The sequence below is a fragment of the Candidatus Cytomitobacter primus genome (genome assembly GCF_008189405.1).
GTDB lineage: Bacteria > Pseudomonadota > Alphaproteobacteria > CAJXXZ01 > 1604HC > Cytomitobacter > Cytomitobacter primus.
Genome location: NZ_CP043316.1, coordinates 221,440 through 235,766, shown reverse-complemented (window position 1 = coordinate 235,766; position 14,327 = coordinate 221,440). Strand labels below are relative to the sequence as shown.

8 protein-coding genes and 2 tRNA genes are annotated in these 14,327 nt (G+C 30.3%); 3 read left to right on the top strand and 7 right to left on the bottom strand.

Features of this window, described 5'->3' with window-relative positions; translation table 11 throughout:
* Window positions 1-97: 97 nt before the first annotated feature.
* A complete protein-coding gene (locus tag FZC34_RS01015; protein ID WP_148971610.1) occupies window positions 98-1,531 on the bottom strand; it encodes a hypothetical protein in 1,434 nt (477 codons plus the stop codon).
* A 139-nt stretch (window positions 1,532-1,670) separates the two neighbouring features.
* Window positions 1,671-2,780 carry a UDP-N-acetylglucosamine--N-acetylmuramyl-(pentapeptide) pyrophosphoryl-undecaprenol N-acetylglucosamine transferase gene (locus tag FZC34_RS01010; RefSeq protein WP_148971609.1) on the bottom strand — a complete coding sequence of 370 codons (1,110 nt, stop codon included), beginning with the start codon at window positions 2,778-2,780 and terminating at the stop codon, window positions 1,671-1,673.
* 22 nt (window positions 2,781-2,802) lie between these two features.
* Between FZC34_RS01010 and aspS the strand changes: the two genes are divergently transcribed.
* Both aspS and infB read left to right on the top strand, forming a co-directional pair.
* Window positions 2,803-4,557 carry an aspartate--tRNA ligase gene (gene aspS, locus FZC34_RS01005; RefSeq protein ID WP_148971608.1) on the top strand — a complete coding sequence of 585 codons (1,755 nt, stop codon included), beginning with the start codon at window positions 2,803-2,805 and terminating at the stop codon, window positions 4,555-4,557.
* A 149-nt stretch (window positions 4,558-4,706) separates the two neighbouring features.
* Window positions 4,707-7,697: a translation initiation factor IF-2 gene (gene infB / locus FZC34_RS01000; RefSeq protein WP_148971607.1), complete on the top strand. Its 2,991-nt coding sequence runs from the start codon at window positions 4,707-4,709 to the stop codon at window positions 7,695-7,697.
* A gap of 1,096 nt (window positions 7,698-8,793) precedes the next feature.
* Here infB and groL read toward each other — a convergent pair.
* From groL to tyrS, 3 genes are all read right to left on the bottom strand, one after another.
* Window positions 8,794-10,446 (bottom strand): chaperonin GroEL, encoded by a 1,653-nt coding sequence (gene groL, locus FZC34_RS00995; RefSeq protein WP_148971606.1) that lies wholly within the window; start codon window positions 10,444-10,446, stop codon window positions 8,794-8,796.
* Window positions 10,447-10,503: 57 nt separating this feature from the next.
* Window positions 10,504-10,827 carry a co-chaperone GroES gene (locus FZC34_RS00990; RefSeq protein WP_148971605.1) on the bottom strand — a complete coding sequence of 108 codons (324 nt, stop codon included), beginning with the start codon at window positions 10,825-10,827 and terminating at the stop codon, window positions 10,504-10,506.
* Window positions 10,828-11,002: 175 nt separating this feature from the next.
* On the bottom strand, window positions 11,003-12,187 hold the full coding sequence (tyrS, locus tag FZC34_RS00985; RefSeq protein ID WP_148971604.1) for a tyrosine--tRNA ligase: 1,185 nt from the start codon (window positions 12,185-12,187) through the stop codon (window positions 11,003-11,005).
* 205 nt (window positions 12,188-12,392) lie between these two features.
* Here tyrS and FZC34_RS00980 point away from each other — a divergent pair.
* A tRNA-Asp gene (locus tag FZC34_RS00980) sits at window positions 12,393-12,467 on the top strand.
* Between the two features lie 273 nt (window positions 12,468-12,740).
* Here FZC34_RS00980 and FZC34_RS00975 read toward each other — a convergent pair.
* Both FZC34_RS00975 and FZC34_RS00970 read right to left on the bottom strand, forming a co-directional pair.
* Window positions 12,741-12,813, bottom strand: a tRNA-Thr gene (locus tag FZC34_RS00975).
* A gap of 126 nt (window positions 12,814-12,939) precedes the next feature.
* On the bottom strand, window positions 12,940-14,112 hold the full coding sequence (locus FZC34_RS00970) for an aminoacyl--tRNA ligase-related protein (protein WP_148971603.1): 1,173 nt from the start codon (window positions 14,110-14,112) through the stop codon (window positions 12,940-12,942).
* Between the last annotated feature and the right edge of the window lie 215 nt (window positions 14,113-14,327).

Here is a 14,327-nt window from a genome sequence, read left to right as displayed (position 1 = left end):
TACTAAATTAATCAAACCCTCTAAGGTGTTTTAAACCTAAATAATTACAATATACTTTAAAGTAGGGTGGAAAATCCAAACAAACTTCTAAGATTAATTAGCAATTAAAGTGAACCCTTAAAGCATCTAATATATTTGATTTCCCGCTTTTAAGTAAGAAATTTTTAGAAAATTCCTCAGATTTATCAACCATATAATCATAAACATCTCTATAATCTTCAACTTGATCTATACTATTTTCAACTTTAGTTGAATTCCTATTTTCATTTGTCATTTGATCTATATCACTTTCATTATTACTGATAATTTGACTGCTTTCTTTCCCAAAATTATAGCTCATAAATAGAAATGTGATTTCCTCTCTTAATTCTATTAATAACCTTTTACGCTCCTCATATTCTTTGCGAGTCACAAGAAATTGATCAAGAACATATGATTGCTTATATGACGTAGGAAAATATACAAATGGCGAATTATATATATATTGCTCAAAATCACCTTCTTGTATGGTAGAAATATCAAAGTGATTAGCATATATAAGAAATTTTATATTATTTATTCTCTCTAAAACATCACTTAAATCACATAATTCATTTCGCACTTGATCACTATTTTGATACTCATCATTTTCATCAGTACAGATTCTATACTGCTCAAAATAAATATTATCAATAAAAGCGTTATTATTATAATTATGCATATTTTCAAAAGGATAGTTTAATATTTTATACTCTAAGTTATCATTCACTGTAGTTATATATTCTTTTGCAAAAAATTTGTACAAAAGGTTCAAATACATCACATAAAGCAAATTATCATGCGCACCATATAGATTCATTGGATTTGCCATCTTCTCTAAAACATTATGATCTGAGAAAACCATTAAATCTCCAAATATTTGCTCTTTCCCTGAGTGACAAATACTTCCATAAAATCCATGCTTACTAATTATTTCTTCTGTACGATCATTTAAAATGCTACTTAGATTTTGTGGAAGTATATTTTCATTGATCAATATAGATGTATTACACTTACCTAACCTAAATAATTCTTTAGCAACAATCATCCTCACTATCATTGCAATTCTGCCACTCTGATAATCTTTGCCATATAATAATCCATTTTTATAGTGATCTAAATCCACAACATTTATATCCTTATATAATTCAATATCATCGGTATAATCGAAAACCAAAGACAATTTTCTCGCATTAATATGAGATTGAGGTTTATTTTTATTAGATATGAAAAAAATATTAATCTTTACATCTTTCCCTTTTAATTCATCTGCATCAAATGATTCAACCATTTTTTTTGCCCATAAATTAATCAATTTATCTTGATGTTTTTGATATTCATGATCTATTCTCTCATATCTATCATATTTTCTATCTATTGGATCTTTTAATACAAATAAATTTAAATATATATCTGCTTTTCTTAGTTTTATTAATGAATCTATATCATTTATGCCAGCAGTCAAACTGCTCATTAATATAATCAATAGCGCCGAAATCAACTTTTTTATCATCATGTAATTATACTGCCATTTTATCAAATTGATGCAATAATTTATTTATTATATTTATGCACATCAAATTTATGTAATAGAAGTGTATTCTAAAATATCAATACCAATTATTTGTTTCCTGCAGACTAACTTAGCCCTCTTAAATCAGCTTAATATTCAAGTCACGTTGAATTGTCTTAACTGCAAGCAACCCTCCATAAATTGGCATCCATTTTCCTAACATTTCAGATTTCTCTTCTAATTCTGTTTTCTTGTTTTCTTTACCTAAAGAATCATATGATTTATTAGATAAATCAGAAGACGATTCACTAGATGCAGAAATTTCATTCACCAAGTTAATAATAAATTTTTTCAGATAATTTGCATTAAACTCATGTTCAGGAACCCACCATCCTCCGCCACTTTTAGCCCACCATTGTGCATTATAAGTTTGATGATTGTCTTTTGCATTACTCCATGGAACTAACAGTGCAGGTCTCATAGAAGCAGTTAAGTCACTAATAGTACCCATTCCTGCTCTAGCAATCACAAAATTACTCCACGGCAATGCCTTGGTTGTATCGATAAATTCATCTAATATAACTTCTTTTAATGAAATATCACTATATGCTTTAGTAAAATAACTTTTATCTTCACCAGCTTGCTGATGTATACGAATTTTTTGTAATATCTCTTTAGGTAAATTATACAGTGCTGAAGGTATTGTTAACTTTAAAAATGCACTAGACAAACTACCTCCTAAAATCAAAATGCGCAATTCATTTTGCAGATTTATAGGGTATGAAATTATATCTGATCTAGGTATCAGCCCAATACATTCTGCTTTTTTATGCTGAATATTATACGACGCAACAAATATTCTTTTTGCAAAATAAGATAAAATTTTATTAGCTTTACCAATAATCTGATCAGCTTGATATAGATATAGTGGGCAACTAAGCATCCACCCCATAATACATGTTGGAATAGAAACATAAGCTCCAAACCCAATAATAACACTGTTTTTATTTTGTTTTATTATCTTCCAACTCATAATAAAGCTTTTGATAAAACTATAGAAATTCAAAACTATATTATTTTTGATTGGAAGTATATATATTTCATCAAATAATGTTTTGTCTATATATTTCTCTCCACGCTTATCGGTAAATATTATTTTCTTTGAAGAAACGTAGTGTGCCATACCATTTGCAGCAAATACATGACCGGCTGTTCCGCCAGCCACAAAAATAGTTGTTGAGTTTTTCATAAAATAGCCTTATTTTTTCAGTATGTCAAAAAATCAATATAGAAGCAATTATTGTATCGAATTAAATGATACATATATTAATTCTAAAGTTAAATTAGCCGGTTGGATTAGAAAAAAAAGAGATCATGGAAATATTATTTTCATAGATTTAAAGGACCATACAGGGGTAGTGCAGTGCACTATTAATATAGATAATAAAAACTTCGAAGGAATTGATAACCTATCACTAGAAAGCGTTGTTTCTATTGAAGGGAATGTAATCGCTAGACCCACAGGATCAATCAACGAAGAACTAGCATCAGGAAAAATTGAGATTGAGATTAGCAAACTTAAAATATTATCAAAAGCTGAAATTCTTCCTTTTGTGATGCATCAAAATGATTTAGGGGAAGAATTAAGATTAAAGTATCGTTTCTTAGACTTACGCAGAGATGAAATGCAATCTAGATTAAAATTAAGATTTGAAGTGATAAAAATGATCAGAGGAATCATGGAAGATAAAGGATTTATGGAAGTTCAAACTCCAATTTTAACCTCTAGTTCTCCTGAAGGCGCAAGAGATTATGTTGTACCAAGTAGATTAAATCCAGGGAAATTTTATGCATTACCTCAAGCTCCACAACAGTTCAAACAGCTTTTAATGGTTTCTGGAGTAAATAAGTATTACCAAATCGCGCCATGTTTTCGAGATGAAGATACTAGAGCAGATAGAGCACCAGGAGCTTTTTACCAACTAGATATGGAAATGGCATTTTCTACTCAAGAAGAGATATTTGAAATATTAGAAGATTTAATGCATAAGGTATTTACAAAGTTCAGACCTGAGATGAAGATTTCAAACACACCATTTATAAGAATTCCATATAAAGAATCAATACTAAAGTATGGGACAGACAAGCCTGATTTAAGGATCAATACACATTATCATGATCTTACTCATTTATTCTTACAGGATTGTCCAAAGATTTTCGAATCTGTCATAAACAATAAAGATAATAAAGGTAAAATTCTCGCCTTACCAATTAAAGGGTTGAGTAAACAAACAAGAAAATTCTTTGATAAAATGCAAAAATTGGCTCAAGATAATGGAGCGGTTGGATTAGGGTATATCTTGTTTGAACCAGAAAAACGTGGACCACTTGCAAAACTACTTTCTGAAGAAGTATGTAATGCTATTCGTGAAAAAGCTGATGGTGCATTTTTGGTTGCTGATACTGAGGAAAATCTAAAAATGTATATGAATCCAATCCTACAACAAGTAGCGATAGAAATGGATTTAATAGAAAAACAAACATATAAATTCTGTTGGATTACAGATTATCCAATGTACGAAAAGAATGATGGAAAATGGGAATTTTCACACAACCCATTTTCAATGCCACAAGGTGAAATGGATGCATTGTCGTTAGATCCATCAGAAATAAAAGCTTATCAGTATGATTTAGTATGTAATGGAATTGAGCTTACAAGTGGAGCTATTCGTAACCATAGACTTGATGTTATGTATAAAGCATTTGAAATTGCTGGGTATGCAAAAGAAGATGTTGAAAAGGAGTTTGGAGCAATGCTTAATGCATTTAAATATGGGGCTCCTCCACATGGTGGAGCTGCTCCAGGAATTGATAGAATGATAATGCTGCTTGCTGACACTGAAAATATCAGGGAAGTAATTCCATTTCCGTTAAACCAACAAGGTCAAGATCTTATGATGGATGCTCCATGTGAAATTTCAGATAAACATCTAAAAGAATTAAATATCAAGCTAGACAAATCCTAATTCACAAAGCGTTGCTTTAAATTTCCTTGCAACCCATATGATTCTACAGTTTAAAATAAGGATTTTACGCTTAAAAGCAGATTTTTAACTATAAATTCTACTGTAAGTCTTTAGATTATTATTATTTTTGGGTATGATGGGTTGGATACATGAATTATACTGTAAATGATAGAAATAATAAGAAGGTTCCTGTTGTTAAAGTTAGGGGTAAAGCTTCTAAAACAATAAGAACAGATATTGGAAAATCAAGTAGTAATCTTTCTACTTTAGAAAAACAAGCTAGAGGAAAAGCATTACAAAATAATTTTAACGATACTTTACCAAGAAGTGGTGTTAATAATTTTAAAAGTGCTGGAAGCTCTAGTAGCAATCCTTCTAATAGGTTAGGTAAGCCTTCTTATAGCAGGCCAGATAGGCCCGTTTATAATCGAGCAGAAAAACCAACTCCTTATAAAAATGCTCTCCATGATAGGAAAGTAGTAATCAATGAAAAGGCTAATAAAGAAAATATTGCTAAGAGGGAGCTATTACAAAACACTATTTCTGGTAACCAATTAAATCCTTTGAATAAGATTTTACAAAACAATGATCAGAAGAAAGAGTTTAGAACTTATAATCCTCAGAACAATAGTGATGCCCCTAGAAGATTTAATAAGTTTGGACAAGATGCAAACAGAGGTTTCAGATCTGATAGACCTGGTGGGTTTAATAGATTTGGTGGGGATAGACCTAACTTTGGTAGTAGGCCTGATGGGCAATCAAGACCTGGTGGGTTTAACAAATTTGGCGGAGATAGACCTAGCTTTGGTAATAGATCTGATGAACAATCAAGACCTGGTGGATTTAACAGATTTGGAAGCAGACCTGATGGGCAATCAAGACCTGGTGGATTTAATAGGTTTGGAAGCAGACCTGATGGACAATCAAGACCTGGTGGGTTTAATAGGTTTGGAAGCAGGCCTGATGGGCAATCTGGTGGATTTAATAAATTTGGAAATAGGAATGATGGAAGGCCGTCTAGACCTGGATTTTCAGATAATAAATTCAATTCGTTTAAGCCATTTCCAAAAGCAAGACCTTTCATGTCTAAGCCAGGGGAAGGAAAGCCGTTTAACAAGCCATTTTCCACTCCTTTCGGATCAAATTCTTTCAATTCAAAGCCATCCTCTTTTGGAGCAGAAAACAGAAAGTCATTTGGAGTTAAAAGGAAATTTTCTAAATCAGATTCATATGGTGATAAGAGACAAAATAGATTTAGAAATGAATCTAATGAGTCAAATGAAAGATTTTCACACCAATTTTTAGGGAAGATTAACTCTGCAGATGATGTTGAAATTTACAATTCAAACTCTTATTTTCAAAAGAAGAATAGAAATGTTGCTAAAGCACGTGATACTGCTGTAAGGCATGTAGTCATTCCATTTGAGGGAATAGATCCTGTAAGCTTAGCAAGTAAAATAGCTGTTAAGATCAACTTTTTACACTCAAAGCTAGTTGAGTTAGATTTGCCAAAATCCAGCTTAATAGACCCTGAAATTGCTTTAGCAATCATTGAAGAAACAGGTCATACAGGAGAAATAGCCAAAAAAGAAATGGATATTGTGCCAGATCAAGGAAATCCTGAAGATTACGCCCCTAGATGCCCTGTAGTAACAATAGTTGGACATGTTGACCATGGGAAAACATCATTGCTTGATGCTTTAAGAAAAACTAATGTTGTGTCTGGTGAATCTGGTGGAATAACTCAATCTATAGGTGCTTCTCAAGTATTTTTAGATAAGAAAAGATTTGTAACTTTTGTTGATACTCCAGGACATGAAGCATTCACATCTATGAGAATCAGAGGTGTTGAAATAACAGACGTAGTTATTTTAGTTATTGCAGCTGATGATGGAATTAAAGATCAAACAGTAGAAGCTATTCAACATATTAAAAATGCAGATGTTCCATTCATAATTTGTTATACAAAAATAGATAAAAATGTAAATAATATTGATAGCATAAGACAAAAACTATTAATTCATAGTGTGATGGTAGAATCTCTTGGTGGGGATGTACTAGAAGTAGAAGTTTCTGCAATGCAAAATAAAAATTTGGACAAACTATTAGAAATTCTATTATTACAAGCTGAAATGTTGGAGCTAAAAGCAAATAACAAGTGTAAAGCTAGTGGTATTGTGATTGAATCTAATCTTGATAAGCATAAAGGACCTATTGCAACTATTTTGATGAAAAATGGAACTTTAAACTACTCTGATAATTTTATTGTTGGAAATACTTATGGAAAAGTAAGAGCAATGACTTTGCCTAATAAAGACAAAGTGAAAGAAGTAACAGCATCTATTCCTGTGGAAATAATGGGACTGAATGATATACCAAATCCTGGTGATATGTTAATTGAAGTTAGCAGTGATAAAGAAGCACGTTCAATTTCAGAATATAGATTAGGCATAGAGAATAGAGTTGCAGTTCCCAAAAAAGAAATTGATATATTAGCATATTTCAATGAAGAGCAAGCTGAAAAAATCAACTTACTTGTTAAAGCTGATGTTGCTGGATCATTAGAAGCAATTGTTGCTGCTATTTCTAAAATTGAGTATGAAAACATTGAAATAAACGTAGTAGGGAAGGGTAATGGAGCAATTAGTGAAAGTGATGTACTACTTGCCAAAACAAGTAAATCTACAATTATAAGCTTTAAAGTAAATGCACCATCTGCTATTACTAGCATTGCACAACAGCATGATGTTAAAATCAAGAAATTCTCAGTTATTTATGAACTATTAGATTACATTAAGAGTGTAGCTGAAGGAATATTAGCACCAACAGAAGAAGAAGAAATTTTGGGAACTGCTACAATTAAAGCTATTTTCGTTAAGAAGAAATTGGGAACTATTGCTGGTTGTGGTGTTGATGAAGGAATTATGAAGATCAAGACAAAAGGTAGAGTTATCAGAAATGGTAAAGAAATATATACAGGCGATATATTAAGCTTGAAACAAAGACAATATGATAAGAAGGAAATTCCTGCAAACCAAGAATGTGGTATTATCATAGATGGGTTTACCGACTTCCATATTGGAGATACAATCGAAAGCTTTATTATCAAAGAACTTGAGAAACCTAATCCAGACGCTTAAATTAAAAAATGTTTAAGCTTAAAATCAAATATCTTCAATCTTTATCAATTATTTCCTATATATCATCTTGAACTTATATAAATTTTAATAAAATTTGTACTAAAATTTTAATATAATATTAATAATTATACTGAACAATAACATTAGCTATTGAAAATAACACCCCCTTCACATATTCAATAGCTGATCAATTTAAAAATATTGAAATACACCTAATTATATATTTTATAAATATGTTAACCTGCAAACCAAAAAATATGTTTTCTTATTAATGGAAGAAGAAATAGCTACTTGTACATGAAATTCTACTATATTAACAATAATATTGATTTGCTTAATGTTTTATTTTTTTTCTTAAATCACAGTGATTTTGATTGTTATTTGATCAGTATAGACTCCTTAGTTAATAAGCCTATCAAAAATAATATATACTTACTTCTTTCTATATATAAATTTATTTTATATATATCGGAGTTTATAGGCTTTTTTATTGCTAGTAAAGACGCAGTATTATGCACACCACAATCTATTATCATGTATTAAGCGGAATCGCAACTTCAAATCAACACCTTATATAAATAGTGATCATAATTCAATATATTAATTAATTAAATACATATAATATAGCTTTATAACATGTATTTTATTGCTACACTAAAATTTTTCAATTAAATTAAATTCTAATTTTCTTATTTAGTTACTTTCATGAATTAGGATTATATATACCATAAATGAAACATTTTTATGTATAGTAAGTAAATCCTGCATACTAATTTACATTACTATCATATTGCAAATATACTGACTATAATATTACATAACAATCGTTATCAAATACTTTCTTATCAACATATACATATATATTATTGTAAAAACATGTAATGTATTTTTATTTTATTATTGTATATATATTTATATTCTTTGTATTTGAATTAATATTTTTTGCTATTCACTTTATTTGAGTCAACCAATTTATAATAAATATACACTGATTGAATTAGCCCAAACTAATTCTTTTGATATAATGTTTATTTGAGAATAATTATATAGTATATAGGAATGATTTTTTTAATAATATAAGAAATATGCCATTAAATTAATACATTCCACCGCCCATAGGAGGCATTCCCATTCCACCGGCACTAGCAGAATCTTTCGATTCTGGCTCATTTACAATTGCAGCACCAGAAGTCAAAAGTAATGTTGCAATAGAAACAGAATATTCAATCGCAGATCTTGTACTCTTTTTAGGATCTACAATTCCAAGCTCCATCATATTTCCATATCCTTCATTCATCACATCATACCCAAAATTCAAATCATCAGATTTTTGAATTTGATGAACAATTACTTCCCCATCATCATGACCTGCATTGATCAAATTTTGCTTTAATGGAGCAGAAATAGCTTTTTGCACAATATCAATTCCTGCTTTAAATGCTTGACTAAACCCTGATGATCCAATTGATTTATATAAGTGATTACTTGCATGAATCAATGCAGAACCACCACCAGGCAAAATACCCTCTTCAATTGCAGCTTTTACAGCTTGTACAGCATCTTCTACTCTATCTTTTCTTTCTTTTTGTTCACTTTCTGTGATTCCACCAACACTAATTACAGCGACACCATTCATTAATTTAGATTTTCTTTCTTCTAATTTTTCTTTATCGTAATCAGAAGTAGAGCTTTCTATTGCATTTTTAATAGCAGCACATCTAGTTTTAATTTCAGCTTCAGATCCTTTTCCTCCGATAATTGTAGTTTTATCTTTAGTGATTGTGATTTTTTCAGCTTGACCTAAATGCTCTATCTGAGTTGAATCAAGAGGTCTTCCAATTTCTTCAGAAATCAAAGTTCCGCCAGTTAGAATTGCAATATCTTCACAAATTTCTCTTTTTCTGTCCCCAAAACCAGGAGCTTTAATAGCACAAACTTTCATTACTTTATTTAAAGTATTGAAAACCAATGTGTTTAACGCAATTCCTTCTACATCTTCAGCAATAATTAACAAAGATCTATTTGATTTAACAATATTTTCTAATAATTGTAAAATTGATGGCAAAGCACTGATTTTCTTATCATATATCAAAATATATGGATTTTCTAATTCGCAAGATTGCTTATCTGTATTGGCAAAATGGTGAGATACAAATCCTCTATCTAATTCCATTCCTTCAACTACATTCAATTCTGTTTGAGTTGATTTTCCATCATCAACACTGATAATCCCTTCATCACCAATTTTTGCAACTGCTTCAGAAATCAACCTACCAATTTCTTCTTCTCCATTAGCAGAAATAGTAGCAACTTGCTTAATTTTATCACTGTCACCTTTAACAGGGGAAGCAATTTTATTTAAGTGTTCGATAATTATTTTCGCAGCGTAATGCATACCTTTTGTTACTTCTACAGCATTCATCCCAGCTTCAATAACTTTCAATCCATTATTCACTAAAGCTTGCAATACTAATGAAGCTGTTGTTGTTCCATCTCCAGCTGCGTCTACAGTTTTTGATGCTACTTCTTTTACAAATTGAGCACCAACATTTTTAATAGGATCTGAAAATTCAATTTCTTTTGCTACTGTAACACCATCTTTTGTAACTCTAGGAGACCCAAAAGATTTTTCCATTACTACATGTCTTCCTTTTGGTCCCAAGGTTGTTTTGACAGCATTTACAGCTTCATCTAACCCTTCAATAATTTTCTTTCTTGCTTCAAAATCTAAAAATAATTGTTTTGCCATTCCCATTTCTCCTTTTTTTAGTATTCTTCATACTTTTGTTATTTGCATTTTTGCAATTTATTTTTTTAATATACCTGAAATATCAGATAGCTTAATAATTATATATGTTCCATCTTTTACACCTGAAACACTGATTTTTGTACCAGCCCATTGTCCGAACAAAGCTATATCTCCAACAGCAATTTGCATAGGAACCACATCACCTTTATCATTCAAAGCACCTTTGCCAACAGAAATTACAGTCCCAATAGCAGAGTCTTCACTTGAAGTTTCTGGCAATACTATCCCAGATGCAGTTTGTTTACTTTTATCTTGTTTTTTAATCAACACTCTATCAAAAAGAGGCTCAAGACCATTGATATCATTCTCAGTAAGCGACATATTTATTTCCCCCTTGTTTTATTAGAATCCATTTAAGCGAATCCTACCACATTCTACTTATATACCACATTTGTATCAAATTTGATATATGCACATTATCATCTTTTTATAATACAGATAATATTGCATGTTATATAAACAATACTTAATTAATGGATTTCAAATATAATTAAGATTATTTAACTTTTATCTTCTTTTTCTTTCCATAACCAATAATCAATTCTGTTTCTATATCTCTTTTATATATTATATATTCTTGATCTGTACATGATTGTCCATTTAAAGCAATGCTACTACTATTAATTTTTCTTTTCGCATCAGAAATTGAAGTTGCGAACCCAGCACTTACTAAGATCTTTGTAAGTTTGACATTCTCTTCACTCAACACTATTTCATCTAATTCAGAGTTTTCGTTATTTTCAAAAATTGAAATGCTTTTCGCGTTTGCACTTTTCATTTTTTCTTCACCATGTACCCATTTAGTCATATGGTTTGCTAATGTTTTTTTTGCTTCATTAATATTACCATTAATCATATTATCAATCTCAATTGCATCTATATTAGTAAATTTCAACATATATGATTTAACATCCAAATCAGGCAAATTACGCCAAAACTGCCAAAAATCAAACACAGTAGTTTTGTTTTCATCAAGCCAAACAACTCCTCCAGCTGAACTTTTACCCATCTTTTTTCCTCCTCGGAGTAATAATGGCAAAGTGATTCCATATGTTTCTTCTGACTTCATTTTTTTGATAAAATGCACACCATTAATAATATTCCCCCACTGATCAGACCCTCCGATTTGTAAATTACATCCATGCTTCTTGTTTAATTGGTAAAAATCATATGACTGCAGAATTGGGTAAGAAAATTCTAAGAAGCTTAATGTATCATTGTTATCTATTCTTCTTTTAAATGTTTCAAGCCCAATCATTTGATTTACAGAAAATTTACTTCCAGCTTCCCGTAAGAATTCAATTAGGTTTGTTCCTAATAACCACGTTGCATTATCTTCATAAATAATATTAGGAATCAATTTATCTACTTGAGGCTTGATAGAGTTTAAATTATTTTGAATTTCATACTCACTCAGAATTGGTCTTTCTTTTGTACGCATTGAAGGGTCACCTATCATAGTTGTTCCACGACCAAATAGAAAAATACACTTACATCCATGTTCAGATAATATATTCATAATTCTTAATGGCAATAAGTGACCAATATGCATACTTGAAGCAGTTAGGTCTACTCCTAAGTAGCTACAAATTTCTTTCGCTTCTAACTTTTCTGATAATTCATTCTCATTTGTTTTTTGATAAATCAAATCTCTTGATTCTAACCATGCTAGTAAATTCATTGATAAAATCTAACATAAATATCATTTTTTTAGAAGGTTGGAAGCGTTATAGGCAGGAGTTGGATGATGAGTTCACATACAATTTCCTATCAGCTATATATTCTAATAACTGATAATTTTCCTATCTAATAGTTAACAAATTTCCTAGTAATCACCTATTTCATGATTGACAAAATTATAATTTTTATATAGGATTACACTTACAGGGGGCGTAGCTCAGTTTGGTTAGAGCATCGGCTTGTCACGCCGGAGGCCGCGGGTTCGAGTCCCGTCGCTCTCGCATTTTGATGGATATTTGGTAAGTACAAATATTTTAATAGGTGCTTTTTTTAATCTCCTAAAAGTTTTATTTTTTTATAGCTTTATTTTAGTGGCTTTGTATAACCTATTTTACGCATTTGCATTGATATACTTTATATAAACTACTTGATACAAATTCATATCAATTAAATAAGTCAATCTAAGCATATTTTAATGAATTTATAATTCTAATGAGCTTTTTACATTTTAATGAATTTTTAAGTAATAATTTTGAATAATTGAAATATATATATGCCGAATATCGGAGTCGAACCAATGACCTACTGATTACAAATCAGTCGCTCTACCAACTGAGCTAATCCGGCAATAGATATATAATATATAATTTTGCTAATGTTTTCAATATTGAATAAAAAGACAAATCAAAAATAAAAGCATATATCAATATCAATGCACTACCATATTATATATTTGCAATACGTGCCTGAGTATTATTTGACTAATATATTATCAATAAACTTGCTAATCTGCTCAATCTTCACGATCTCTTTGCTATTACCAATTCTAATTTCTACAGATTCATTTTTTAATTCTTTGGGCCAGATTATAATTTTAATAGGAGAGCCTAACAAATCAGAAGTAGCAAATTTCTGACCTATTGAAATATTTCTATCATCGTAAAAACTGATATTTTTATATTGTTCATATAATTTTCCAGATAATTGATTACATTCTAAAGACTTTGCATTTGCATTAATAATATTAATTTTAAATGGAGCAAAATCAATTGGCCAATTAATAGAATAGTTCTCATCTTTACACTCATAATAACTCTCTACCATTGCAGCAACTAATCTTGACACACCCACACCATAGCATCCCATGATTAACGGTGTTTGTTTGTTATCACTATTAGTAATCTTCAAATCCATTGGCACAGTATACCTATCACCAAGCAAGAAAATATGTCCTAATTCCAACGATTTATGCTTTTTACCATCACGCTCTATTTCATCTTCACCAATTTCAGATAGCACATGAAACTCATGACTTTTTAATCCACCAACTTCTCCTGTTTCTGCTTCTTTAGTAAAAACATTCAGATTTAACCTATCGAATATGCGCTTATATCCATTAAATACTGTGTCGTAAAATTCACTAGAAGATTCTATGGTTTCATGAAATGAGTATCCATCACACATAAAAAACTCACGACACCTTACAACACCAAACCTTGGCCTTAATTCATCACGAAATTTCCACTGTATATTAAACAAATTAATTGGCAAATCAGATTTACCAATATTTGCTTGCCTTACCATATCAACACATGGTTCTTCTGCAGATGGCCCATATATAAATTCATTGTTTTTACGATCATTAACTCGCAACATCTCTTTTCCATAAGCTTCATATCGCTCACTTTCTTGCCATAAATGAGCAGGGTGTAGAGTAGGGATGCACATTCGGTTGAATCCCATACTTTCAAACTCTTCAGACACTATATTTTCTATATTTGATATTATTTTGTAACCTAACGGCAACCATGAATACAATCCAGATGCCAATTTCTGTATCATTCCACTTTTCAACATTAATTTCGCAGATATTGATACTTCATTTACTTCTTTTTTAATAGGTAAGAAGAAATTTGATGCTTTCATAAGTAAATTATTATATGAAACTCAAAATTATGAAATATTAAAGTTACAAAAAATTACAAATTGTTTTATAAGTTGTACACTATAAATTATAAAATATAATATATAGAAGTAATGATTATCATTAATACATATCTCATAGGTTTTATCAGCCATAGATTTATCAGTAAATTTAATAATAGCTTTATAACAGCTTACTTGCAACAACATTTATAACA

What these genes read in the sequence shown, in the direction of transcription:
- aspS (WP_148971608.1), top strand. Translation starts at nt 2,803, where the DNA reads ATGTCAAAAAATCAATATAGAAGCAATTATTGTATCGAATTAAATGAT.
- groL (WP_148971606.1), bottom strand. Translation starts at nt 10,446, where the DNA reads ATGGCAAAACAATTATTTTTAGATTTTGAAGCAAGAAAGAAAATTATT.
- FZC34_RS01010 (WP_148971609.1), bottom strand. Translation starts at nt 2,780, where the DNA reads ATGAAAAACTCAACAACTATTTTTGTGGCTGGCGGAACAGCCGGTCAT.
- infB (WP_148971607.1), top strand. Translation starts at nt 4,707, where the DNA reads ATGAATTATACTGTAAATGATAGAAATAATAAGAAGGTTCCTGTTGTT.
- FZC34_RS00970 (WP_148971603.1), bottom strand. Translation starts at nt 14,112, where the DNA reads ATGAAAGCATCAAATTTCTTCTTACCTATTAAAAAAGAAGTAAATGAA.
- FZC34_RS01015 (WP_148971610.1), bottom strand. Translation starts at nt 1,531, where the DNA reads ATGATAAAAAAGTTGATTTCGGCGCTATTGATTATATTAATGAGCAGT.
- tyrS (WP_148971604.1), bottom strand. Translation starts at nt 12,187, where the DNA reads ATGAATTTACTAGCATGGTTAGAATCAAGAGATTTGATTTATCAAAAA.
- FZC34_RS00990 (WP_148971605.1), bottom strand. Translation starts at nt 10,827, where the DNA reads ATGTCGCTTACTGAGAATGATATCAATGGTCTTGAGCCTCTTTTTGAT.